This is a genomic window from Pseudomonas sp. SDI (assembly GCF_003105155.1).
In the GTDB taxonomy this organism is placed as follows: Bacteria; Pseudomonadota; Gammaproteobacteria; order Pseudomonadales; family Pseudomonadaceae; genus Aquipseudomonas.
In genome coordinates this window covers 64,872-89,483 of record NZ_QETK01000005.1, presented here as the reverse complement: position 1 = coordinate 89,483, position 24,612 = coordinate 64,872, and the positions used below count along the sequence as shown (strand labels likewise).

Annotated in this window: 24 protein-coding genes; 3 read left to right on the top strand and 21 right to left on the bottom strand. The window is 63.0% G+C overall.

The annotated features are described in order from the left end of the window. Positions 1-67 precede the first annotated feature (67 nt). On the top strand, positions 68-847 hold the full coding sequence (gene yaaA, locus DCO48_RS04680) for a peroxide stress protein YaaA (protein ID WP_116549450.1): 780 nt from the start codon (positions 68-70) through the stop codon (positions 845-847). A gap of 6 nt (positions 848-853) precedes the next feature. Here the strand turns inward: yaaA and DCO48_RS04675 are convergent, their stop codons facing one another. Together DCO48_RS04675 and DCO48_RS04670 are read right to left on the bottom strand one after the other, a co-directional pair. After that, on the bottom strand, positions 854-1,612 hold the full coding sequence (locus DCO48_RS04675) for a tetratricopeptide repeat protein (protein ID WP_116549449.1): 759 nt from the start codon (positions 1,610-1,612) through the stop codon (positions 854-856). A 3-nt stretch (positions 1,613-1,615) separates the two neighbouring features. Further along, positions 1,616-2,296, bottom strand: coding sequence for a Fe2+-dependent dioxygenase (locus DCO48_RS04670; protein WP_116549448.1), 681 nt, complete (start codon positions 2,294-2,296; stop codon positions 1,616-1,618). Positions 2,297-2,515: 219 nt separating this feature from the next. On the opposite strand from DCO48_RS04670, the gene DCO48_RS04665 reads away from it, so the two are divergent. Beyond that, positions 2,516-4,804, top strand: coding sequence for a TonB-dependent siderophore receptor (locus DCO48_RS04665; RefSeq protein WP_116549447.1), 2,289 nt, complete (start codon positions 2,516-2,518; stop codon positions 4,802-4,804). A 105-nt stretch (positions 4,805-4,909) separates the two neighbouring features. Further along, on the top strand, positions 4,910-7,477 hold the full coding sequence (locus DCO48_RS04660; RefSeq protein ID WP_116549446.1) for a sulfite reductase flavoprotein subunit alpha: 2,568 nt from the start codon (positions 4,910-4,912) through the stop codon (positions 7,475-7,477). A gap of 45 nt (positions 7,478-7,522) precedes the next feature. Here the strand turns inward: DCO48_RS04660 and DCO48_RS04655 are convergent, their stop codons facing one another. The 19 genes from DCO48_RS04655 to iscR all read right to left on the bottom strand — a co-directional run bounded on the left by DCO48_RS04655 (position 7,523) and on the right by iscR (position 24,476). Continuing rightward, complete coding sequence (locus tag DCO48_RS04655; RefSeq protein ID WP_116549445.1) at positions 7,523-8,314, bottom strand: amidohydrolase; 792 nt, start codon at positions 8,312-8,314, stop codon at positions 7,523-7,525. Beyond that, on the bottom strand, positions 8,302-9,450 hold the full coding sequence (locus DCO48_RS04650) for a pyridoxal phosphate-dependent aminotransferase (protein ID WP_116549444.1): 1,149 nt from the start codon (positions 9,448-9,450) through the stop codon (positions 8,302-8,304). The genes DCO48_RS04655 and DCO48_RS04650 overlap by 13 nt, the downstream gene beginning before the upstream one ends. A gap of 162 nt (positions 9,451-9,612) precedes the next feature. Then, the gene (gene der / locus DCO48_RS04645) at positions 9,613-11,076 is read right to left on the bottom strand and encodes a ribosome biogenesis GTPase Der (protein WP_116549443.1); all 1,464 of its coding nucleotides are present in this window, start codon (positions 11,074-11,076) and stop codon (positions 9,613-9,615) included. Positions 11,077-11,193: 117 nt separating this feature from the next. Then, positions 11,194-12,345 (bottom strand): outer membrane protein assembly factor BamB, encoded by a 1,152-nt coding sequence (bamB, locus tag DCO48_RS04640; RefSeq protein ID WP_116549442.1) that lies wholly within the window; start codon positions 12,343-12,345, stop codon positions 11,194-11,196. Beyond that, entirely contained in the window at positions 12,338-12,979 is a 642-nt protein-coding gene (locus tag DCO48_RS04635; protein ID WP_116549441.1) for a tetratricopeptide repeat protein, read from the bottom strand. The genes bamB and DCO48_RS04635 overlap by 8 nt, the downstream gene beginning before the upstream one ends. Positions 12,980-13,018: 39 nt before the next feature. Then, positions 13,019-14,308, bottom strand: a complete 1,290-nt coding sequence (gene hisS / locus DCO48_RS04630; RefSeq protein ID WP_116549440.1) for a histidine--tRNA ligase — start codon at positions 14,306-14,308, stop codon at positions 13,019-13,021. A 26-nt stretch (positions 14,309-14,334) separates the two neighbouring features. Next, positions 14,335-15,444 carry a flavodoxin-dependent (E)-4-hydroxy-3-methylbut-2-enyl-diphosphate synthase gene (gene ispG / locus DCO48_RS04625; protein WP_116549439.1) on the bottom strand — a complete coding sequence of 370 codons (1,110 nt, stop codon included), beginning with the start codon at positions 15,442-15,444 and terminating at the stop codon, positions 14,335-14,337. 3 nt (positions 15,445-15,447) lie between these two features. Beyond that, positions 15,448-16,488: a RodZ family helix-turn-helix domain-containing protein gene (locus DCO48_RS04620; protein ID WP_116549438.1), complete on the bottom strand. Its 1,041-nt coding sequence runs from the start codon at positions 16,486-16,488 to the stop codon at positions 15,448-15,450. Further along, positions 16,488-17,246 (bottom strand): type IV pilus biogenesis/stability protein PilW, encoded by a 759-nt coding sequence (gene pilW / locus DCO48_RS04615; protein ID WP_116549437.1) that lies wholly within the window; start codon positions 17,244-17,246, stop codon positions 16,488-16,490. The genes DCO48_RS04620 and pilW overlap by 1 nt, the downstream gene beginning before the upstream one ends. A gap of 13 nt (positions 17,247-17,259) precedes the next feature. Beyond that, positions 17,260-18,402, bottom strand: a complete 1,143-nt coding sequence (gene rlmN, locus DCO48_RS04610) for a 23S rRNA (adenine(2503)-C(2))-methyltransferase RlmN (protein WP_116549436.1) — start codon at positions 18,400-18,402, stop codon at positions 17,260-17,262. A gap of 28 nt (positions 18,403-18,430) precedes the next feature. Next, positions 18,431-18,856 carry a nucleoside-diphosphate kinase gene (gene ndk / locus DCO48_RS04605; RefSeq protein ID WP_116549435.1) on the bottom strand — a complete coding sequence of 142 codons (426 nt, stop codon included), beginning with the start codon at positions 18,854-18,856 and terminating at the stop codon, positions 18,431-18,433. Between the two features lie 91 nt (positions 18,857-18,947). Further along, positions 18,948-19,148, bottom strand: coding sequence for a Fe-S cluster assembly protein IscX (gene iscX / locus DCO48_RS04600; protein WP_116549434.1), 201 nt, complete (start codon positions 19,146-19,148; stop codon positions 18,948-18,950). Positions 19,149-19,162: 14 nt separating this feature from the next. Next, complete coding sequence (gene fdx / locus DCO48_RS04595; protein ID WP_116549433.1) at positions 19,163-19,504, bottom strand: ISC system 2Fe-2S type ferredoxin; 342 nt, start codon at positions 19,502-19,504, stop codon at positions 19,163-19,165. Beyond that, on the bottom strand, positions 19,504-21,369 hold the full coding sequence (gene hscA, locus DCO48_RS04590) for a Fe-S protein assembly chaperone HscA (protein ID WP_116549432.1): 1,866 nt from the start codon (positions 21,367-21,369) through the stop codon (positions 19,504-19,506). The genes fdx and hscA overlap by 1 nt, the downstream gene beginning before the upstream one ends. Before the next feature lie 42 nt (positions 21,370-21,411). Continuing rightward, positions 21,412-21,933: a co-chaperone HscB gene (gene hscB / locus DCO48_RS04585; protein ID WP_116549431.1), complete on the bottom strand. Its 522-nt coding sequence runs from the start codon at positions 21,931-21,933 to the stop codon at positions 21,412-21,414. A gap of 9 nt (positions 21,934-21,942) precedes the next feature. Continuing rightward, complete coding sequence (iscA, locus tag DCO48_RS04580) at positions 21,943-22,266, bottom strand: iron-sulfur cluster assembly protein IscA (RefSeq protein WP_116549430.1); 324 nt, start codon at positions 22,264-22,266, stop codon at positions 21,943-21,945. Between the two features lie 27 nt (positions 22,267-22,293). Further along, a complete protein-coding gene (gene iscU, locus DCO48_RS04575; protein WP_040261926.1) occupies positions 22,294-22,680 on the bottom strand; it encodes a Fe-S cluster assembly scaffold IscU in 387 nt (128 codons plus the stop codon). A gap of 46 nt (positions 22,681-22,726) precedes the next feature. Then, the gene (locus DCO48_RS04570; RefSeq protein WP_116549429.1) at positions 22,727-23,941 is read right to left on the bottom strand and encodes an IscS subfamily cysteine desulfurase; all 1,215 of its coding nucleotides are present in this window, start codon (positions 23,939-23,941) and stop codon (positions 22,727-22,729) included. 43 nt (positions 23,942-23,984) lie between these two features. After that, positions 23,985-24,476: a Fe-S cluster assembly transcriptional regulator IscR gene (iscR, locus tag DCO48_RS04565; protein WP_116549428.1), complete on the bottom strand. Its 492-nt coding sequence runs from the start codon at positions 24,474-24,476 to the stop codon at positions 23,985-23,987. Positions 24,477-24,612 lie beyond the last annotated feature (136 nt).

The window sequence follows — 24,612 nt, the reverse complement described above, 5'->3', positions numbered from 1 at the left end:
GACGTCATAGCTGGAGATCACCGGCCCCGCCCCGTAGAATCGCTCGCACGAAAACAGGAGCCGAAACATGCTGACGGTGATTTCCCCCGCCAAGACCCTCGACTACGACACCCCGCCGGTGACCCAGCGTTTCACCTTGCCACAGTACCTGGACGACTCCCAGGAACTGATCGTACAGTTGCGCGAACTGTCGCCAGCGCAGATCAGCGAACTGATGCACCTGTCCGACAAGCTCGCCGGCCTCAACGCCGCGCGTTTCGGCAGCTGGACACCAGACTTCAACCCGCAGAACGCCAAGCAGGCGCTGCTGGCGTTCAAGGGCGACGTGTACACCGGGCTGGACGCCGAAAGCCTCAGCGACGCCGACTTCACCTATGCCCAGGAGCACCTGCGCATGCTCAGCGGCCTGTACGGCCTGCTGCGCCCGCTGGACCTGATGCAACCCTACCGGCTGGAAATGGGCACCAAGCTGGCCAACGCCCGCGGCAAGGACCTATATGCCTTCTGGGGCACGCGGATCAGCGAATGGCTGAACCAGGCGCTGGCCGAACAAGGCGACGACCTGCTGCTGAACCTGGCCAGCAACGAGTACTTCTCGGCGGTGAAACGCAGCGCGCTGAACGCGCGGGTGATCAACACCGAGTTCCGCGACTTCAAGAACGGCCAGTACAAGATCATCAGCTTCTACGCGAAGAAAGCGCGCGGCATGATGAGCCGCTTCGTGATTCAGGAAAAGATCAGCAACCCCGAGCAGCTCAAGCAGTTCGACGTGCAGGGTTACTACTACCACGCCGAGCAGTCGACGCCGGACAACCTGGTGTTCCTACGCGACCACCCGGCCGCGTAAGACGCCCTATGTGGCCGCCTGCAGCGCCGTGAGGCGCGCCCGGTAGCGACGCGCCAGGTCTTGCAGGCGGCTCTCGCCGGCCTGCTCCAGGGCTGGCGTGCTGCTGCGCAGAAAGTTCAGGTTGCCGTTGGCCAGCGCCTGCTCCAGCCACGGCAACGCCTGCTCGACTTGGCCCTGCTCGACCAACGTCGCCGCATGGCTGAACTGCCCACGAAAATCCCCCGCCTCTGCCGAACGGCGATACCAGGCCCGCGCCTGTTCCGGGTCTGCTGCACAGGCCAGGCCTTCTTCCAGATAACGCCCGAGCAGGTTCATCGACTTGGCATGCCCGGCTTCGGCCGCCTGCCGGTAGCAGGCCAGCGCCTGCTGCTGGTCCTGCGCCACACCGCGGCCGGTGGCCAACAGGTTGGCCAGGTTGTACAGGCCCCAGTCCAGGCCGGACGCGGCCGCGCGCCGGTAGTGCAGCGCCGCTGCCGGCAGATCCAGCGGGCCGCCCCAGCCATGCTCCAGACAGCGCCCGAGCATGTTATCGGCCATCGCGCTGCCCTGGCGGGCGCCAATGGCGAACCAGCGCCGGGCCAGGGCCGGGTCTTTTTCGATGCCACGGCCGTCGAGCAGGATCTGCCCGAGCAGCACCTGGGCTTCCAGCACGCCCTGCCCGGCCGCCACCAGCAAGGCTTGCGCGGCCTTGCCCGGGCTGCTTTCGAGCAGTGCGGCGAGTTGGTCGGTAGCGATCACTTCTTCACGGCGCAGGCTGAAGGTCACGGCTCAGACCTCGGCCCAGCGGCGCAACAGGTTGTGGTAGGTGCCGGTGAGCTGGATCAGCGCCGGGTGCTCGGGCACCTCGGCGGTCAGTTGCTGGATCGCCCCGTCCATCTCGAACAGCAAGGTGCGCTGGCTGTCTTCGCGCACCAGGCTCTGGGTCCAGAAGAACGCCGCGTAACGCGCGCCACGGGTGACCGGGTTGACCTTGTGCAGGCTGGTGCCGGGGTACAGCACCATATCGCCGGCGGCGAACTTCACCTGGCGGGTGCCGAAGGTGTCCTGGATGACCAGCTCGCCGCCGTCGTAATCCTCGGGGTCGCTGAAGAACAGCGTCGACGACAGGTCGGTGCGCACCCGCTCCTGGCTGCCACGTGGCTGGCGAATGGCGTTGTCGATATGGAAGTCGAAGCTGCCGCCTTCACGGTAGCAGTTGATCAACGGCGGAAACACCTTGTGCGGCAACGCCGCCGACATGAACGGCGGGTTGGCCCACAGGCGCTCGACCATCGCCACGCCGATCTCCTTGGCCAGCGGATGCCCTTCGGGCAACTGCAAGTTGTGCTTGGCCTTGGCCGACTGATAGCCCGCGGTGATCTTGCCGTCGGCCCAATCGGCCTGTTCCAGCGCTTCGCGGATGCGCAGCACTTCGTCGCGGGAGAACAGAGCGGGGATGTGTAACAGCATGGCGCAGGCACCTGCAGAGGAAAGGATGCCAATGGTATTGATTCTTATTGGCTCACTACAAGGCCCAATCGGCGGGTGAGACGGTTGAGCACGGAAAAACCGCACGGCAAATTTGTAAAGAATGTAAATTTCTCACGAATAGCAATCCTTCTCAATTGTTACTCATATTTGTTTACACTATATTTCGCCGCCTCGAAAACCTTGGGAGGGGGACCACCAATGCCGCGTCACTACGTGCCAACCGCTGTCAGCTCACCACGCTTGCTCGCATCCGCCATTGGTGTAGCAATGACCGCCACCTCGGCCGGCCACCTGGCCTTTGCCGCAGAAACAGCCCCTGCCAAGGACTCGATCTCGCTGGACGCCACCAGCATTACCGGCCAGGCCGAAGCGTCGAGCACCGACTACAAGGTCGAGAAAGCCTCCTCGCAGAAGTACACCGCACCGCTGGTGGATACACCGCGCTCGGTGACGGTGGTGCCACAACAGGTACTCAAAGATACCGGCGCCGTTTCGCTGCAGGACGCCTTGCGCACTGTGCCCGGCATCACCTTCGGCGCTGGCGAAGGCGGTAACCCGCAAGGCGACCGGCCGTTCATCCGCGGCTTCGACTCACAAAGCGACACCTTCCTCGACGGCGTGCGTGACACCGGTGCACAAACCCGCGAAATCTTTGCCATTGAATCCATCGAAGTCAGCAAAGGCCCGAACTCGTCGTTCGGCGGCCGTGGCTCGGCAGGTGGCAGCCTAAACCTGGTCAGCAAAGCGCCGAAACAGCAGGACTTCACCAACGGTGCGTTCACCTACGGCTCCGACCAGACCCGCCGCTACACCCTCGACGTAAACCGTCAGTTCCTCGACACCGCAGCATTCCGACTGAACCTGATGAGCCACGAGCAGAACGTCGCCGGCCGCGATTCGATCAATTACGATCGCTGGGGCGTGGCGCCGTCGGTGACCTTCGGCCTCGGTACGCCGACCCGCGTCAACCTGAACTACTACCACATGGAAAGCGACGACCTGCCGGACTCGGGCATTCCATACGGCTACACGTCTGCCTCGGCCACGGCTACACACGTGCACGACAAACCCACCGACGGCGGCGACAGCGACAACTTCTATGGTCTGAAAAGCCGCGACTTCCGCAAGACCCGCGCCGACATCAGCACCCTTTCCATCGAGCACGATATCAGCGACTCGATGACCATCAAGAACACCCTGCGCCACGGCAACACCGGCCAGGACTACATCCTGACCCAGCCGGACGACAGCCAGCACAACACCAATCAGTTCGGCACCGTCTGGCGCCGTGCCAACGCCCGGGTCAGCAATACCGCGACCACCACCAACCAGACCGACCTGTTTGGCGAGTTCCAGGCCCTGGGCTTCAAGCACAGCTACTCCACCGGCCTGGAATTCACCCGTGAAGAAAGCAAGGTCACCGGCTACACCTTTGCCAACCCGGCCAACAGCAACCCGGTGTGCCGCCCAGGCGTAGTTGCCGGTGGCACCTGCACCTCGCTGGGCAACCCAAACCCGAACGATGACTACACCGGCACCATCACCCGCAACTACGCTGGCACCGAGACCACCGCCAACACCCGCGCGGCCTACGTCTTCGACACCATCGAGCTCGACCCGCAATGGCTGGTGAACCTCGGCCTGCGTTACGACACCTTCGATACCAAGGCCAAGAACACCACCACCGGCAAGACCAGCAACGACAGCAACTTCTGGAACTGGCAGGCTGGCCTGGTCTGGAAGCCGGCCGAGAACGGCAGCATCTACGTTTCCTATGCCACGTCGGCAACCCCGCCTGGTGCGATGCTCAACGAAGGCACTGACGGCAATCCGTTGACGGCCGGCAACAGCACACTGCAGAGCGCCCTGGAACCGGAAACCACCAAAAACTACGAGCTGGGCACCAAGTGGGACCTGTTCCACAACCGTGTCGCGCTGACCGCAGCGATTTTCCGTACCGAAAAGGAAAACACTCGGGTCCTGGTTGCCAACAACACCTACGAAAACTCCGGCACCACCCGTGTCGACGGGATCGAACTGGGCGCCAGCGGTAAAATCACCGACCAGTGGCAGGTATTTGCCGGCTACAGCTACCTGAAGAGCGAGGCGGTGGACCCAGGTGAAGCGGGCAACCGGAATGCCCAACTGACCGGCGGCGCCAACCCGGCCAAAGGCAACGAACTGCCGAACACGCCGAAGAACAGCTTCAGCCTGTGGACCACGTATGACGTGACCGACAAGCTGACCCTGGGCGGTGGTGCGTTCTACGTCGACGATGTCTGGGGCGACCTGAACAACACGGTGTACGTACCGTCCTACGTTCGTTATGACGCCATGGCCAGCTACAAGCTGACCAAGAACGTCGACCTGCAACTGAACGTGCAGAACCTCACCAACGAGGTCTACTACGACAAGGCATACGCTGCGCACTTTGCCAACCAGGCAGCCGGGCGTACTGCCCTGCTGACCACCAGCTTCCACTTCTAAGAACCGCTGGCAGGCAAGCCCCGCTCCCCCTGGTGAGCGGGGCTTTTGTGTATCACGGCATACGGCGCGGCGCGCTCGCGTAACCGACAAGTCAAGGTGGTCGATGTGTTGAAGAAGTCGCTGTTTCAACTGCACTGGTTCTTTGGCATCACGGCCGGCCTGGTGCTCGCCCTGATGGGCGTGACCGGGGCGGTCTGGTCGTTCCAGGAAGAACTGCTGCGCGCGTTCAACCCGGACGTGCTCAAGGTCGAGGTCCGCGACAGTGGCGTGCTGCCGCCTGCCGAGCTGGTGCGCAAGGTCGAGGCCACGCAGGGCGACAAAGTCGCCATGCTCTGGGTACAGACCCAGGGCGATGCGGCTGCACGGGTGTTCTTCACCCCAGCGCCGGGCGAACGTCGCGGCCAACTGCGTTACGTCGACCCATACACCGGCGAGTTCCAGGGAGACGTCGGCGGCCAGGGCTTCTTCGACCTGATGCTGCGACTGCACCGTTTCCTCGCCATGGGCGACAGCGGCCGGCAGATCACTGGTGCCTGTACGCTGATGCTGATCTTCTTCTGCCTCTCCGGCCTGTACCTGCGCTGGCCGCGCCAAGCACTGAACTGGCGCACCTGGCTGACCTTCGACTGGGCGAAAAAAGGCCGCGCGTTCAACTGGGACCTGCATGCCGTGTTCGGTACCTGGTGCCTGCTGTTCTACCTGCTGTTTGCCCTGACCGGGTTGTTCTGGTCATACGAATGGTACCGCGACGGCCTGAACACGCTGCTGGCCGATGCGCCAGCAGCCGGCGAACAGAAGCGCAGCGAAGGCCGCGGCCAGGGTGGCCGTGGTCGTGGTGGTCCGCCACAGGCGGACAAGAACGCCGCGCCACTGGTGGTGGATTACGACGCCATCTGGACCAGCCTGAAAGCCGCAGCCGGCCCCGGCCTGAGCACCTACAACTTGCGTTTGCCGTCGGCGGGCGGGCAACCGGCGACCCTGTTCTACCTGCTTGAGGGCGCGGCGCACGAACGCGCCTTCAACACCCTGACCCTCGACCCGGCCACGGGCCAGGTGCGCAAGCACGAGGTGTACACCGACAAATCGTTCAAGGCGCAACTGCTCGGCAGCGTATACGCCCTGCACGTCGGCAGCTATTTCGGCCTGCCGGGGCGGATCATCGTTACCGTCGCCAGCCTGAGCATGCCGCTGTTCTTCGTTACTGGCTGGCTGCTGTACCTCGACCGGCGGCGCAAGAAGCGTCAGGTCAAGGCCGCACGTGGCGGGCTGACGCCGGCTGGCGAGGGCAACGGTGGCTGGCTGGTGGGCTTTGCCAGCCAGAGCGGCTTTGCCGAACAACTGGCCTGGCAGAGCGCCGGGCAACTGCAAGCGGCCGGCGTGCCGGTGCGCGTGCAGCCGCTGGCACAACTGACCGAAGCCGACCTGCGCCAAGCCGAGCGCGCGCTGTTTGTGGTGAGCACCTTCGGCGACGGCGAGGCGCCAGACAGCGCCCGCGGGTTCGAGCGCAAGGTGATGGGCCAGTCGTGGGCACTGGCTGAACTGAATTACACCCTACTCGCCCTCGGCGACCGCCAGTATCCACAGTTCTGCGGTTTTGCCCAGCGCCTGCATGCCTGGCTCGGCGAACGCGGCGCCAAGGCCAGCTTTGCCCCGATCGAAGTCGACAACGCCGACCCGGCAGCGCTACAGCGCTGGCAGCAGCAACTGGCCGAGCTGAGCGGCAGCAGCACACTGCCAGCCTGGCAAGCGCCGGACTTCGAACAGTGGACCCTGACCCGCCGCGAGCGGATGAACCTGGGTAGCCAGGGTTCGGCGGTGTACCTGCTCGGGCTCACTGCCCCTGCCGCGCAGACCTGGCAGGCCGGAGACCTGGTGGAAATCCTGCCACGCCATGGCCGCGAGGCGGTTACGCAGTTCCTCCAGGGCCTGGGCCTTTCGGCCGATGCTGAGGTGCAGGTCGATGGCTTGCGCGAGCCGCTGGCAGTGGCCCTGGCCAGCCGGCAATTGCCAAGCAGCCGCGAGCATCTGGTCGGTTTGCATGCCCAGGCGCTGATCGATGCGCTGATTCCGCTGACAGCACGGGAATACTCGATCGCCTCGATTGCCAGCGACGGCGTGCTGGAGCTGATCGTCCGCCAGGAGCGGCATGCCGATGGCACACTGGGCCTGGGTTCGGGCTGGCTGACCGAGCATCTACCCGTAGGCGATAGCGTGAGCCTGCGGTTGCGGCGCAACAGTGGCTTCCATCTGCCGGCGACTGCCGCGCCGATGCTGCTGGTGGGCAATGGCACCGGCCTGGCGGGGCTACGCAGCCTGCTCAAGGCGCGGATCGCGGCAGGCGAACAGCGCAACTGGCTGTTGTTCGGCGAGCGCAACGAGGCCTATGACTTCCTCTGCCGCGAGGAGTTGCAGGGCTGGCTGGCGAACGGCGATCTGGCGCGGCTGGACCTGGCCTTCTCACGGGACCAGGCGCACAAGGTGTATGTGCAGGATCGTCTGCGCGAGCATGCAGTGGCGCTCAAACGCTGGCTGGAGGATGGCGCATCGATCTACCTCTGCGGCAGCCTGCAAGGCATGGCCGCCGGGGTTGATGCCGTGCTGAATGAAGTGCTCGGCGCGGCAGAGGTCGAGCGCCTGACCGAGGCTGGGCGCTATCGGCGGGATGTGTACTGATCGCCTGTAGGCGCTGGCGTGCCAGCGCCTACACAGAGCGACGAATCAATGCAGCTCGAACGTATCCGCATCCAGATTGGCCGGGAACCGCGTCCGGTAGCTTGCCAGGTCGGCCGCATTCAGCACCACGGTAAACACCCCGTCCGCTTCCCCGGCACTGAGCAGGCTCTCGCCCTGGAAGTCCAGCACCTGGCTGTCGCCGGTATAGGCAAAGCCCTTGCCGTCGGTACCCACCCGGTTCACCGCCGCCACATAACACAGGTTCTCGATCCCCCGCGCCGGCAGCAACCGGTTCCAGTGCTGGCGGCGTGCGGCCGGCCAGTTCGCCGTGTACAGCAGCAGGTCAGTGTCCTGGGCGTCACGACTCCACACCGGGAAGCGCAGGTCGTAACAGATCAGCGGGCGCACCCGCCAACCCTTGAGCTCGAACTGCACCTGGCGCTCGCCCGGCGTGTAGTGCTTGTGCTCGCCAGCCATACGGAACAGGTGACGCTTGTCGTAATGCAGCAGTTCGCCATCCGGCCGCGCCCACAACAGGCGATTGCGGTGGCTACCGTCGGCCGCCTGGATGATGACGCTGCCGGTCACCACGGCATCGAGCTTCTTCGCCTGGCTCTTCAGCCATTTGTAGGTCGGGCCGTTCTCCGGCTCGGCCAGGCTTTCGGAATCCATCGAAAAACCGGTGGTGAACATTTCCGGCAAGACGATCAAGTCGGCACCGCGGGCCTGCTCCAGCAGGCCCTCGAAGTGTTCGTAGTTGGCCAGCCGGTCCTGCCAGGCCAGGGTGGTCTGGATCAGGGCGACCTTGAGGTTGGGCAGGTTGCTCAGATCGCGCATAGTTTCTCCGCTGCTTCGCGCAGCGTCTCCTCGCGTTTGGCAAAGCACAGGCGCACCAGGCGCTGCTCGGCCATGGGTTGCTGATAGAACACCGACACCGGAATGGTCGCCACGCCATGTTCGCGGGTCAACCACAGGGCCATGTCGACGTCGTTCAAGTCAGGGCGAATCTGCGAATAGTCGACCAGTTGAAAATAGGTGCCCGCCGAACGGCTGAACCGAAACCGCGATGGGCCCAGCAAATCGCAGAACAGGTCACGCTTGGCCTGGTAGAACGCCGGCAACTCCTCGACGTGCTCGGGGTGCTCGGCCATGAAATCGGCCAGCGCACATTGCAGCGGGGTCACCCCGCAGAAGTTGACGTACTGGTGCACCTTGCGCAGCTCGGCAGTCAGCGCCGGCGGGGCAATCACATAACCGGTTTTCCAGCCGGTGACGTGGTAGGTCTTGCCGAACGAACTGACCACAAAGGCACGCTGGGCCAGGGCCGGATGCGCCAGCACGCTGGCGTGGGCGACGCCGTCGAACACCAGGTGCTCATAGACTTCGTCGCTGATCAGGTAGATGTCGCGCTCGGCGATCAGTTGGGCCAGTTGGTCGAGTTCGGCGCGGCTGATCAGTGCGCCGCTGGGGTTGTGCGGCGAGTTGATGATGATCATCCGGGTACGCGGGCTCAGCGCATCGCTGAGCTTCTGCCAGTCGATGGCAAAATCGCTGGCGCCCAGTTGCACATGCACACAGCGGCCACCGGCCAGTTCCACCGCGGGTTCGTAGCTGTCGTAGCACGGGTCGAAGACAATCACTTCGTCGCCGTCGCGGATGATCGCGTGGATCGCGCAGAAAATCGCCTCGGTCGCACCCGGGGTAATGGTCACTTCGCTGTCGGCATCCACGGTCACGCCATAGCTACGAGCGACCTTCGCCGCCACCTGCTGGCGCAGGGCGGGCAGACCGGTCATCGGCGCATACTGGTTATGCCCGGCGCTGACGTGCCGGCCAACCGCGTCCAACAACGCTTGCGGGCCGTTGAAGTCGGGAAAACCCTGAGACAGGTTGATCGCGCCGGTTTGCACGGCGAGCTGGGACATGGTGGTAAAGATGGTCGTGCCGACGTTCGGCAACTTGCTGCTGATCATGGGGCCCTCTTTCCTGCTGACATCCGGCTCGAGGCGGCGCGGTTCGGCCTTCGAGCATAGCGGATTGAGTGGTCAGGAAAAAGCTGGAGGCCGCACTGCGGGACGAGCCCGCCCCCACATGGAACACTGTGGGAGCGGGCTCGGCCGGCGATGCTCTTGCTGTTAGCGCTTGTCGCGGCGCTTCTTCTCGGCCTTCTTGTGGTGCGACATCAAACGCCGCTTCTTGTTGACCTGGCGGTCGGTCAGCGTGTTCTTGTTCCCCTCGTACGGGTTGTCGCTACCCTTGTACTCGATGCGGATCGGCGTACCGACCAGCTTCAGCACGCGGCGGTAGGTGTTTTCCAGATAGCGCGAGTACGACTTCGGAACCTTCTCGACCTGGTTGCCGTGGATCACGATGATCGGCGGGTTCGCGCCACCGAGGTGGGCATAGCGCAGCTTGATCCGGCGACCGTTGACCATCGGCGGCTGGTGCTCGCTGACCGCGTCTTCGAGGATCTGCGTCAGGCGGCTGGTCGGCCAGCGGGTTACCGCCGACTTGAACGAGTTCTGCACCGACTGGTACAAGTTGCCCACGCCAGTGCCGTGCAACGCCGAAATGAAGTGGATGTCGGCGAAGTCAACGAAGAACAGCCGGCGCTCCAGCTCGGTCTTCACATAGTCGCGCTTGCTCGGCTGCATGCCATCCCACTTGTTCAGGGCGATGACGATGGCGCGGCCGGCTTCCAGGGCAAAGCCCAGCAGGTTCAGGTCATGGTCCACCACGCCTTCGCGGGCATCCATGACGAAGATCACCACGTTGGCGTCCTTGATCGCCTGCAGCGTCTTGACCACCGAGAACTTCTCGACTTCCTCGTGGATCTTGCCGCGCTTGCGCACACCGGCGGTGTCGATCAGCGTGTACTTCTCTTCGTTACGCTCGAAGGGAATGTAGATACTGTCGCGGGTGGTGCCGGGCTGGTCGTAGACGATTACCCGGTCTTCACCGAGCATGCGGTTGACCAGGGTCGACTTGCCGACGTTCGGCCGGCCAATAATGGCGATCTTGATGCCATCCTTCTCGCTCGGCCCCGGGATACGTACCGCTTCCTCGCCTTCGGCAACGTTGGTGTCGATCTCTTCCTCGTCCTTGTCACGAGGGAAATCGCTCAGCACCACTTCCAGCAGGTTGTTGATACCACGGCCTTGGGAGCCGGCCACCGGCAGGGCGTTGCCCATGCCCAGCGGCGAGAACTCGGCCACGGCGGTGTTCGGATCGATGTTGTCGATCTTGTTCGCCACCAGGAACGAGCGCTTGTTGCGCTTGCGCAGGTGCTCGGAAATCATCTGGTCGGCAGCGGTCAGGCCAGCCCGGGCGTCCACCAGGAACAGCACTACATCGGCTTCTTCGATGGCCAGCAGCGACTGCTCGGCCATTTTTTCGTCCATGCCATGCTCGTCACCGGAAATACCACCGGTGTCGACCAGGATGTAGGAACGCCCTTGCCAGCGCGCCTCACCATATTGACGATCACGAGTCAGGCCGGAAAGGTCACCGACGATGGCATCGCGGGTCCTGGTCAGGCGGTTGAACATGGTGGATTTACCGACGTTCGGTCGGCCCACCAGGGCGATTACGGGAACCATGCGGCTCTCCACTTCATAAATTCAAAAAATACAAAGGCCGCTGCAGGGCAGCGGCCGGAGTTCGGGCAGCGCCCCGAAGGCGCCGCAGCCCGAGGCCCGCAGGCCTCAAGCATAGACTCAGCGAATGGTCAGCGCCTCGAGTTTGCCGCTGTTGCCAAACACATAAATCATGTCCCCTACTACCAGCGGACGGGCGCGCAGGCCGTCGCTGTCGATCCGCTCACGGCCAACGAAACGACCATCTACCTGGCTCAGCAGGTGCAGGTAACCTTCCAGGTCACCGACCGCCACGTAGCTGGAATAGACTTCCGGCGCCGACAGCTGACGACGGGCCAGGGCATCATTGCTCCACAGCGCCGAAGACGAGCGCTCGTCGATACCTTCGACGGTGCCCGAAGCCAGGCTCACGTAGACGTTACCGAAGCCTTGGGCCACACCGGTGTAGCTGGAGGCATCGCGCTGCCACAGCACACGGCCGCTTTCCATGTCCAGGCCGGCCACCCGCCCCTGGTAACTGGCAACGTAGAGGGTACCGCCGGACAGCAGCAGGCCACCGTCGATATCGACTACGCGATCCAGCTCGGAACGACCTTGTGGAATCGCTACGCGCTGCTCCCAGACCGGCACGCCGTTCTGGGTGTCAAGGGCGATGACCTTGCCGGTCGACAGCCCGGCGATGGCCAGACGGTTGGTCACGATCGGCGCCCCGGTACCGCGCAGGGTCAGTACCGCAGGGGTGCTTTCGTAGATCCAGCGGCGGTCGCCGGTGCTGGCGTCCAGGCCGATCACGCGGTCGTCCTGGGTTTGCACAACCACTACGTCACCGTTGGTGGCTGGCGGTGCCAGGACTTCGCTGGTGACGCGCGAGCGCCACTTCTCTTCACCGGTGCTGGCATCCAGGGCAATCACTTCGCCCTTCAGGGTGCCGAGCATGACCATGCCGTAACCCACGCCAACGGCGCCGGAAACCGGCAGTTCGAGGTCCTTCTTCCAGGCCACGTCGCCGTTCAGGCGATCCAGGGCCATGACCACGCCGGTCACATCGGCGGCGTAGATACGGTCATTCTCGATGGCCGGAACCAGCATGTTGAAGGTTTCGCCCTGACCGTCACCGATCGAACGACTCCACTGCTTCTTCAGCACCACTTCCTCGGTGAACTTGGTCAGCTCGGCCGGAGGCAATTCCTTTTTGCTGTTGCTGCTGCAACCAACGGCCAGAAGGGCCACGGCCAGCACTGCTGCATGTTTCCAACCGATCACGTCACGCATCCCCTTTGGCAAGGTCGTCGAGCTTGAGTTGCAAACCACCGATCGCAGCGTCGTCAGACAGCGCGGCCTTGGCTTTTTCATAAGCGGCATGGGCGTCATCGGCACGGCCCAGCTGTACCAGCAGGTCGCCTTTGAGCTCTTCGCGGCTGGCCAGGAACGCCTTGTCGGCGTCGCCTTCGAGCAGCTTCAGCGCTTCGTCAGTTTTGTTCTGGGCGGCCAGGACACGGGCCAGACGCTGCCGGGCGATTTCGCCCAGGGTGGCGTCGGCCGGCTTGTCGAGCACGCTTTTCAGCTCGGCGGCGGCGTCATCCAGCTTGCCGCCATCGACCGCGACCTTGGCCACGAACAGACTGCCGTACTGCGCGTAGGCAGTACCGCCGAACTCGCTCTTGAGCTTGCCCGACAGCTCGGCCACCTTGGCCAGGTCAGGCGTGCCGGTTGGCGTGAGGGTGGTTTCCAGCAAGGCCTGATAGAGGTTCGAGGCGCCTTGCGACTGGTTGCCCTGGTATTTGTGCCACATGTTCCAGCCCAGCACTACCACTGCGGCCAGCAAGGCACCGGTCAGCAACGGCTTGCCATTGCGGTCCCACCAGTCCTTCACTGCGGCCAGCTGTTCATCATCGGTACTCGACACCCCAATACTCCTTTTCACCAAATCGGCTGTTGACCCGCTTCACGCCTGCGCGAACGAAGCTTCCAGGTGCTCGGCCAGAGCATCCCAGGCAATGTTTTGTTGTTCTCCCTGGCCACGCAGGGGTTTGAAACCTACCACTTGTTGCGCCAGCTCGTCGTCCCCCAGGATCAAGGCGAACAGCGCAGCACTCTTGTCGGCCTTCTTGAACTGGCTCTTGAAACTGCCACCCCCGGCGTTCACCTGCAGGCGCAGGTTCGGCAGACGGTCGCGCAGTTGCTCGCTCAGGGCCAGCCCAGCCAGTTCGGCCTGCTCGCCGAAGGCACACAGGTAGACGTCGACCTGACGGTGGATCGACTCCGGCACCTGCTCCAGGGTTTCCAGCAGCAGGATCAGCCGCTCGATGCCCATGGCGAAACCTACGCCGGTGGTCGGCTTGCCGCCCATCTGTTCGACCAGGCCGTCGTAACGGCCACCGGCACAGACAGTGCCCTGGGAACCGAGCTTGTCGGTCACCCACTCGAACACCGTCTTGCTGTAGTAATCCAGGCCGCGCACCAGTTTGGTGTTGATCACGAACGGGATGCCGGCAGCCTCCAGACGCGCCTTCAGGCCGTCGAAGTGCAGCCGCGACTCTTCGTCGAGGTAGTCTTCCAGCTTCGGCGCGCCCACCAGAACCTTCTGGGTATTGGCGTCCTTGCTGTCGAGGATGCGCAGCGGGTTGCTCTTCAGGCGCCGCTGGCTGTCTTCGTCCAGTTGCTCCAGGCGTGCCGAGAGAAACTCGACCAGCGCGTCACGGTAGCGGGCCCGCGCTTCGCTGGTGCCCAGGCTGTTCAGTTCGAGCGTGACCGCGTCGCGGATGCCCAGCAGGCCCCACAGGCGCCAGGTCAGTACGATCAGCTCGGCGTCGATATCCGGGCCGTCGAGGTTGAACACTTCGACGCCGATCTGATTGAACTGGCGATAGCGACCCTTCTGCGGGCGCTCGTGGCGGAACATCTGGCCGATGTACCAGAGCTTCTGCACCTGGCCACTGCCGGTGATGCCGTGCTCAAGCACGGCGCGCACGCAGGCGGCGGTGCCTTCAGGGCGCAGGGTCAGCGAGTCGCCGTTGCGGTCTTCGAAGGTGTACATCTCCTTCTCGACGATATCGGTCACTTCACCGATCGAACGCTTGAATAGCTCGGTGAACTCGACGATCGGCGTGCGGATCTGGCGATAGCCGTAGGTGTCCAGCAGGCCAGCTACGGTGCTTTCGAAGTAGCGCCACAGCGGCGTCTGCTCCGGCAGGATGTCGTTCATGCCACGGATGGCTTGCAGCGATTTGCTCACGGAAAATCCTTACGAATCTGAGTCGGTCAACCGCGGGCAATCACTGCCGCGTCGGCCTCGGCTTTTTCGGCCGCTTTCTGCCGGATGAGCTTTTCCAGTTCATCCACCAGGTTGTCATTGGTCAGCTTCTGCGCTGGCTTGCCGTCGATGTAGATCAGGTTCGGCGTGCCGCCGGTCAGCCCAACGTGGGCTTCCTTGGCTTCGCCCGGGCCGTTGACCACACAACCGATCACCGCCACATCGAGCGGTACCAGCAGGTCTTCCAGGCGCCCTTCCAGCTCGTTCATGGTCTTGACCACATCGAAGTTCTGCCGCGAGCAGCTCGGGCAGGCGATGAAGTTGATGCCACGCGAACGCAGGTGCAGCGACTTGAGGATGTCGTAGCCGACTTTCACTTCTTCGACCGGGTCGGCCGCCAACGAGATGCGGATAGTATCGCCAATCCCGTCGGCAAGCAGCATACCGAGGCCGACCGCGGATTTCACCGTACCCGAACGCAGGCCACCGGCTTCGGTAATGCCCAGGTGCAGCGGCTGGACGATCTGTTTGGCCAGCAGACGGTAGGCTTCGACCGCCATGAACACATCGGACGCCTTGACACTGACCTTGAAGTCCTGGAAATCCAGACGGTCGAGGTGCTCGACGTGGCGCAGTGCCGACTCGACCAGCGCTGCCGGGGTCGGTTCGCCGTATTTCTTTTGCAGGTCTTTTTCCAGGGAACCGGCGTTGACGCCGATACGGATCGGAATACCGCGGTCGCGGGCGGCATCGACCACAGCACGCACGCGGTCTTCGCGACCGATGTTGCCCGGGTTGATGCGCAGGCAGTCGACGCCCAACTCGGCGACGCGCAAGGCAATGCGGTAGTCGAAGTGGATGTCGGCGACCAGCGGTACGCTGACCAGTTTCTTGATCCGGCCGAACGCTTCGGCCGCGTCCATGTCCGGTACCGAAACGCGGACGATGTCGACACCGGCATCGACCAGGCGCTGGATCTGCGCAACGGTGGCGGCAACGTCGTTGGTGTCGGTGTTGGTCATGCTCTGGACGGCGATAGGGGCATCGCCGCCGACAGGCACATTACCGACCCAGATTTTCCGGGATTCGCGACGTTTGATCGGAGATTCGCCGTGCATGACTTATTGTCCCAACTTCAGGCGAGCAGTCTCGCCACTGGTGAACGGCGCAACGTCGACGGCCTGGCCGTTGTAGCTGACCTGCACGCCGCGGGCATAGCCCAGGCGTACCGAGAACGGCGGCTTGCCGGTCAGGTCCAGGCTGTCGCCCTTGCGCTTGATGGCGCTGAACAGCAGCTTGCCGTTGCCATCGGTGACCGAAGTCCAGCAATCGGCGTTGAATTGCATATGCAGTTGGCCGCTGCCCGCTGGCGCAGCAGCCGGGGCGCTGGCGGCTGGGGCGCTCGGGGCGACGGCCGGAACTGCGGCGGCCACGACCGGTGCACTGACAACCGGAGCCGGCGCAGTATGCACAGGCGCTAGCGCAGGGGCGACCGGGGCAGCCGGCGCGCTAACGGCAGGTGCCGCCGGCGCAGGCACGACGGCCGGCGCGGTTTCAGCGACCGGTGCGGCTTCGTTCGGCGCTGCGGCCTGGCCCTGGTCAAGGCTCAGCTCGGTGCTTTGCGGCTGCTGACCTTCGGCAACGGCCTGGTCCTCCGGCTCGTCCAGCGGATGAATCTGGGTGGTGCCGTCGGCGCTTTCGACTTCGACGTGTTCCATGGCGATACTGGCCAGGTCCTTGCCGCTCAGCTTGCTCTGGTCCTGCCACCAGAGGAAGCCACCGCCGACCACCAGTACCAACAGCACCAGGCTGACGATACGCATGATGTTGTGCGACAGGCGCACCGGCTCTTCGATCCGCCCCAGGGCATGCACGTCGCTGCCTTGGGCGTGAGTGCCAGTGCACTGGTCGAAGGCCTGCACCAGGGTCGCCTGGTCCATGTCGAGCAATTTGGCGTAAGCGCGGATATAACCACGGGCGAAGGTATGCCCCGGCAGCTTGTCGAAGGCACCGGCTTCAAGGTTGTTCAGGGAACTCACGGTGAGGTTGAGCTTGCGGGCCACTTCGGCCTGCGACCAGTCCCTGCTCTCGCGGGCCTGACGCAAGGTCTCTCCGGGATTCTCGCGAGTCGCTGCTGCTGCTTCGGGATGCGCCGCTTTCATCATTGCTCCGACAGGTATTGCTGATATTCCGGCGTACCGGGATAAAGTCGTTGTAATTGCAGGCCCAGATCGATGGCCTTGCTCCGCTCTTCAAAGACGTTTGCCAGACGACTGCCCAGCAGCAGGCTGCGGGCGTTAGCGTCGCTCAGTTGGCTGAAACGATCGTAGAAGTCACGGGCTGGCACATAATGCCTGTCTTCGTAAGACAACTCAGCCATTTCCAGCAACGCACGCGGTTGCTGCCGGTTGAGCTTCAAAGCCTTGTTCAGGTATTCACGCGCCTGGTCACGCTCGCCGAGCTTGATGGCGGTCAGGCCAAGGTTCTCGAAGACCCGTGAGCGCTCAGGATACAGGGTATCGGTGGACGCTTGGCGAAACATCTTCAGCGCGTGGGAATATCGGCCCTGCGCATAGAGAAAACTGCCGTAATTGTTACGCAGCCGCGGGTCGTCGGGGTTGGCTGCCAGAGCCTTGCGGTAGTGCGCTTCGGCCAGCGCCGGCTCGTCTTCGCGCTGGAACACCAGGGCTAGCGCCGCATTGGCCGCGGCATCGTCGGCATCCAGTTGCAGCGCCTGCTTGAGTGGCACCTTGGCGCGTTCGGTCAAGCCTTGTTGCAAGTAGCCCAGGCCCAACTGCACATAAGCCTCGCGTGCTGCATCGCGGCCCTTGTCGCTGACCAACGGGTCGGAACTGCCGCTACTGACGCAGCCGGCCAGCAGCGTCAGAATCAGCAACGACAGCGCAACGCGCAGGGACATGGCGCTTCTCGCCTTAGTTGCCCGCCACGCCGGTGACATCGGCGTCGGCGTTCAGTTGCCGCACAGCGATGTAACGCTCACTGCGACGGGTACGGTCCATGACCTGGCCGACCAGCTGACCACAGGCGGCGTCGATATCCTCGCCACGGGTGGTACGCACGGTGACGTTGAAGCCGGCGTGGTGCAGGTGATCCTGGAAACGCCTGATAGCATTGTTGCTCGGACGCTCGTAGCCGGAGTGCGGGAACGGGTTGAACGGAATCAGGTTGACCTTGCACGGGACGTTCTTCAGCAGTTCAACCATTTCCACGGCGTGCTCAGGCTTGTCGTTGACGTCCTTGAGCAGGGTGTATTCGATGGTCAGGACGCGTTTTTCGCCGAGTTCGGACATGTAGCGCTGGCACGACTCAAGCAGCATCTTGAGCGGGTATTTCTTGTTGATCGGCACCAGTTCATTGCGCAGCGCGTCGTTTGGCGCGTGCAGCGACAGGGCCAGCGACACGTCGATGTGCTTGGCCAACTGGTCGATCATCGGCACAACGCCGGACGTCGACAGGGTAACCCGGCGTTTGGAGATGCCGTAGCCCAGGTCATCCATCATGATGCGCATGGCGGCGATCACGTTGTCGAAGTTCAGCAGCGGCTCGCCCATGCCCATCATCACCACGTTGGTGATGGCACGGTCGACGGTCGCCGGAATGCTGCCGAACGATTTGTTGGCAATCCACACCTGGCCGATAACCTCGGCGGCGGTGAGGTTGCTGTTGAAACCTTGCTTGCCGGTGGAGCAGAAACTGCAGTCCAGGGCACAACCGGCCTGAGACGAGACACACAGCGTGCCACGCTTGCCCTGAGGGATGTAGACGGTCTCGACGCAGCTGCCGGACGCCACGCGCACCACCCATTTACGGGTGCCGTCGCTGGAAATGTCCTCGCTGACCACTTCGGGACCACGAATTTCGGCACAGGCCTTGAGCTTTTCGCGCAAGACCTTGCCGACGTTCGTCATGGCATCGAAATCGTCGACGCCAAAGTGGTGAATCCATTTCATAACCTGACCGGCACGGAAGCGCTTCTCCCCTATCGAGTCGAAGAACTTTTCCATTTCCGGCTGGGTCAGCCCCAACAGGTTTGTTTTGCCAGTCGATGTCGTCATGGATTCACCCTCACTCGAAAGCTTTCGCTTAGCGAGTGGTTACCTCGGTAGCTGCGAAGAAGTAAGCGATTTCGCGAGCAGCAGCGGCTTCGGAGTCCGAACCGTGAACGGCGTTGGCGTCGATGGACTCGGCGAAGTCAGCACGGATGGTGCCGGCAGCAGCTTCTTTAGGGTTGGTAGCGCCCATCAGCTCACGGTTGCGAGCGATGGCGTTTTCGCCTTCCAGGACCTGAACGACAACCGGGCCGGAAGTCATGAAGGCAACCAGGTCAGCGAAGAAGCCACGCTCAGCGTGCTCGGCGTAGAAGCCTTCAGCTTCGGCTTTGGACAGTTGCTTGATTTTCGAAGCAACGATTTTCAGGCCAGCGTCTTCGAAGCGAGTGGTGATCTTGCCGATCACGTTCTTGGCAACGGCGTCAGGCTTGATGATGGAGAAAGTACGTTGAACAGCCATGGTGTAACTCCAGAAACAGTAAGTGAAGCGAAAAATTAAACCCGCGAATTATACGCGGGTTCAGGGGGATTGCCTAACCTGCAGCGTGCGCTCAGTCAGCTTCTTCGATCCAGGCGGCCTGGATGGCTTCGAGAACCTTCTCGCCACCACGGCTCGGATCGTCGCTGAACTCCGGCAATGCCAGCACCCACTGATGCAGATCGACGAAATTCACATAACGAGGATCGACTTCCGGCTTGCTTTCGGCAAGTTGAATTGCGATCTCAAGTACATCAACCCATTTCAGACTCATGTCGGCTCCCAGAATCAGTGCGGCGCTTCGGCAGCGTGGTTGAGCGAGTATTTCGGTATTTCGATGGTCAGGTCTTCCTCGCCAACCACCACCTGGCACGACAGGCGCGACTGCGGCTCCAGGCCCCACGCCTTGTCCAGCATGTCTTCCTCGAGCTCGTCGGCCTCTTCCAGCGAGTTGAAGCCCTTGCGCACGATGCAGTGGCAGGTGGTGCAGGCACGAACGCCACCGCAAGCGCTTTCGATCTCGATGTGATGGTCGTGGGCTAGCTCAAGAACGTTAGTTCCCGGCGGCACTTCGACGGTCAACCCCTCCGGACAGAACTTCTCGTGGGGCAGAAATGTCACCTGCGGCATTAGTTATCCTCGATCTCATTCAGGTTGCGCCCGGCCAACGCGGCTTTGACCGTCGAATCAAGGCGACGGGCGGCAAAGGCATCGGTCACCTGCGACAGACGCCGGGTCTGCTGCTCGATGGCCGAACCATCGGTGCCGTTCATCAAATCACGCAAATCTTGCATCTGCTGTTCTATGGCCAGACGCTCTTCGGCGTCGAGCAGGCGCTCGCCATCGGCATCGAGGGCACCCTGCACGGCTTCGAGCAGGCGCTCGGCGTCGACCTGATGTTCGCGCAACTGACGCGCCACCTTGTCGTTGCTGGCATGCTCGAAGGAGTCCTTCAGCATCCGGGCAATTTCGCCGTCTGTCAGGCCGTAGGACGGCTTGACCTGGATGCTCGATTCGATGCCCGAACCCAGCTCGCGCGCAGACACACTGAGCAGGCCGTCGGCGTCGACCTGGAACGTGACGCGGATCTTCGCCGCACCGGCAACCATCGCTGGAATACCGCGCAGCTCGAAGCGCGCCAGGGAACGACAGTCGCTGATCAACTCGCGCTCACCCTGGAGCACGTGAATCATCATGGCCGACTGGCCGTCCTTGTAAGTGGTGAACTCCTGGGCGCGGGCGACCGGGATGGTGGTGTTGCGTGGAATCACCTTCTCCATCAGCCCGCCCATGGTTTCCAGCCCCAGGGACAACGGAATCACGTCAAGCAGCAGCAGTTCGCCACCATCGCGCTTGTTGCCGGCCAGGGTATCGGCCTGGATGGCAGCACCAATGGCGACGACCTGATCCGGGTCGATGTCGGTCAGCGGCGTGCGCCCGAACAGCGCGCCAACAGCCTCACGCACACGCGGCACGCGGGTGGAACCACCGACCATGACCACGGCCTCGACTTCGTCCAGCTCGATGCCGCTGTCGCGCACGGCGCGGCGGCAGGCCTTGAGGCTGCGGGCAACCATCGGCTCGATCAGCGCTTCAAAGGCGGCACGGCTCAAGTCGGCTTGCCAGTTACCGTAGGCGACCTTCACGCTGTCGGTTTCGGTCAGCGCTTCCTTGGCCGCGCAGGCGGCCTGGAGCAGTTGCCGCTGGGCACCCGGATCGAGGTCGGCGGACAAGCCGGCCTGCTCGACGATCCAACTGGCGATGGCATGGTCGAAGTCGTCACCGCCCAGGGCGCTGTCGCCACCGGTGGCCAGCACTTCGAACACCCCGCCGGTCAGGCGCAGGATGGAAATGTCGAAGGTACCGCCACCCAGGTCATAGATGGCCACCACGCCTTCGGCGTTCTGGTCCAGGCCATAGGCCACCGCCGCCGCAGTAGGCTCGTTGAGCAGGCGCAGCACGTTCAGCCCGGCCAGACGCGCGGCGTCCTTGGTGGCCTGGCGCTGGGCGTCGTCGAAGTAGGCCGGCACGGTGATCACGGCGCCCACCAGCTCGCCACCCAGGGTGGCTTCGGCGCGCAGGCGCAGCACCTTGAGAATGTCGGCAGACACTTCGACCGGGCTCTTCGCGCCCTGCACGGTGTCGATGAACGGCATATGCGATTCGCCACCGACGAAGCGGTATGGCAATTGCTCGCCGAGCTGCTTGACGTCTGCCAGGCCACGGCCCATCAGGCGCTTGACCGACAGTACGGTGTTCAGCGGGTCGCTCGCTGCCGCATCACGGGCGACATGCCCGACGTCGACATGGTCGGCGTGGTAGCGCACTGCGGACGGCAGGATGACCCGGCCTTCGGCATCGGGCAGCGGTTCGGAGAGGCCACTGCGCAACGCAGCGACCAGCGAATTGGTGGTGCCAAGGTCGATACCCACGGCCAGGCGACGCTGGTGGGGCTGAGGAGTCTGACCGGGTTCGGCGATCTGCAGTAGGGCCATGCTTTTCTGAATACCAAAGGCGTCGCCAACGGCGACACCGGGTTAATCGTCGAGGCGCTCTTCCAGCTGGCGCACTTCGTAGGCGAGCTTGTCGAGGAACTGCATACGGCGCATCAGGCGCTCGGCCTGTTCACGCTGCGCAGCATCGTCCCAGCAGGCGGCGAAGTCCTCGTTGAGTGCTTCCTGCGCAACTTTCAGACGGCGCTTGAAGGTGCTGACACCGTCGAGGTCGGCACTGTCCTGCAGGTCCTCGAGTTCTTCGCGCCATTGCATCTGCTGGAAGAGAAACTCGGGATCGTGGACAGTGACTTCCTGCGGCACTTCGGCACCGCTGATGGCCAACAGGTAGCGCGCCCGGCGTGGAGCGCTCTTGAGGGTCTGATAGGCTTCGTTGAGGCCCGCGGACTGTTCCAGTGCCAGGCGCTGCTCGCGCTCGGAGGCATCGGCAAAACGGTCCGGGTGCACCTCACGGGCCAACTCGCGGTAGCGAGTGGCCAGTTGCTCGAGGTTCAGACGAAAGCCCGGCTGCAGGCCGAACAAGGCGAAATGACAAGGAGTACCCACAACTCAGCCTCAGACGTTGAAGCTTTCGCCGCAGCCACATTCACCGCGCACGTTGGGGTTGTTGAACTTGAAGCCTTCGTTCAACCCTTCCTTGACGAAATCCAGTTCGGTGCCGTCGAGGTAAACCAGGCTCTTCGGGTCGATGATCACTTTCACGCCGTGACTTTCGAACACCTGGTCTTCGCTGGCTGGCTCGTCGACGAACTCCAGCACATAGGCCAGACCGGAGCAGCCGGTGGTACGAACGCCCAGGCGGATGCCGTCACCCTTGCCGCGACCTTCGAGGGAGCGCCGCACGTGGTTGGCGGCGGCTTCTGTCATGCTGATAGCCATCGAGACTCCTTACCTGTAACAGGCGACTTAGAGCAAACCTTTCTTCTGCTTGTAATCGCGAACGGCCGCCTTGATGGCGTCTTCGGCGAGAACCGAGCAGTGGATCTTGACCGGCGGCAGCGCCAGCTCTTCGGCCAGCTGGGTGTTCTTGATGGTTTCCGCTTCGTCCAGGGTCTTGCCCTTCATCCACTCGGTGGCAAGGGAGCTGGAAGCGATCGCCGAACCGCAGCCGTAGGTCTTGAACTTGGCGTCTTCGATAACGCCCTGCTCGTTGACCTTGATCTGCAGGCGCATCACGTCGCCGCACGCCGGAGCGCCGACCATGCCGGTACCTACGTCCGGATCTTCGGCGTCCATCTTGCCGACGTTACGCGGGTTTTCGTAGTGGTCGATGACCTTTTCACTGTATGCCATGGTGCAATTCCTTCCTCATCAGAGAGCCGCTCTTGCTGGCGACTACTTAGTGCGCAGCCCACTCGATCTTGGAGATGTCGACGCCGTCTTTGTACATATCCCACAGCGGCGACAATTCGCGCAGCTTGGTTACGGCCTCGCAGACTTTCTGCGCGGCGTAGTCGATTTCTTCTTCGGTGGAGAAGCGGCCGAAGGTGAAGCGGATCGAGCTGTGCGCCAGTTCGTCGTTGCGGCCCAGGGCACGCAGCACGTAGGACGGCTCGAGGGAAGCCGAAGTACAGGCGGAACCGGACGAAACGGCCAGGTCCTTGAGCGCCATGATCAGCGACTCGCCTTCGACGTAGTTGAAGCTCAGGTTCAGGTTGTGCGGAATGCGCGCGGTCATGCTGCCGTTGATGTACAGCTCTTCCAGACCTTCAACCTGCTTGTAGAAACGATCGCTCAGGGCCTTGATGCGCAGGTTCTCGCTAGCCATCAGTTCCTTGGCGATGGCGAACGCTTCGCCCATGCCGACGATCTGGTGGGTCGCCAGGGTGCCGGAACGCATGCCGCGCTCGTGACCGCCGCCGTGCATGGTGGCCTCCAGACGGACGCGTGGCTTACGGCTGACGTACAGTGCGCCGATACCTTTCGGGCCATACGTCTTGTGCGCCGAGAACGACATCAGGTCGACCTTCAGCTTTTGCAGGTCGATATCGACCTTGCCGGTGGACTGTGCAGCATCGACGTGGAACATGACGCCGCGGCTGCGGGTCAGCTCGCCGATGGCGGCGATGTCGTTGATGGTGCCGATTTCGTTGTTCACGTGCATGATCGAAACCAGCACGGTGTCGTCACGCAGCGCTGCCTCGACCATGGCCGGAGTGATCAGACCATCAGCCCCTGGCTCGATGTAGGTAACTTCGAAGCCTTCACGTTCCAGCTGGCGGGTGCTGTCCAGGACCGCTTTATGCTCGATCTTGGAGGTGATGATGTGCTTGCCCTTGGTCGAATAGAAGTGCGCGACACCTTTGATTGCCAGGTTGTCGGACTCGGTAGCACCGCTGGTCCAGACGATTTCACGCGGGTCGGCATTGACCAGGTCGGCAACCTGACGGCGGGCGTTCTCGACCGCCTCTTCGGCTTTCCAGCCAAAGACGTGGGAGCGCGAGGCCGGGTTACCGAAGTTCCCGTCGACCAGCAGGCATTCGCTCATCTTCTGGGCGACGCGTGGGTCGACCGGCGTGGTCGCGGAATAATCGAGGTAGATCGGCAACTTCATTGAATATCTCCTATCAGGCAGGCGCGTCGCTCGTTCGAAACGGTCATTCGACGGCGGACGTCTCAATCTTGTCCAGCTGCGGTTTACGGCCGGCAATGCGGCGCAGGTCCTGACGCTGGGCGACTTCTTGTACCTCACGGCGAGTCACAAGGTCGGCCAGGCTGATGCCGCTCAGGAATTCGTGGATCTGCTGGCTGAGGTCGCACCACAGGTGGTGGGTCAGGCAGGTATCGCCGGCGTGGCAGTCACCCAGGCCCTGGCAGCGGGTAGCATCGACGGATTCGTTGACCGCATCGATTACCTGCGCCACCTGAATGGTCGCCATGTCCCGCGACAGCTGATAGCCGCCGCCCGGCCCGCGCACACTGGAGACCAGGCTGCTGCGACGCAGCTTGGCGAACAGCTGCTCCAGGTAGGAAAGGGAAATACCTTGGCGTTCAGAGATGTCGGCCAGGGACACCGGCCCATTTTGCGCGTGCAAGGCCAGGTCGAGCATGGCGGTCACGGCGTATCGGCCTTTGGTAGTCAGTCGCATGGCTAGTTAGTACCACGGGAGTTACGGAATGGGTGCGAGTATGCGATTCCCGAGCATTTAAGTCAACTATAAGACCTAGTGCTTTAGTCGGGTTTGCGCCTGAATGGCGGCGCAAAGGATAGCAAAGTCGGGGCGC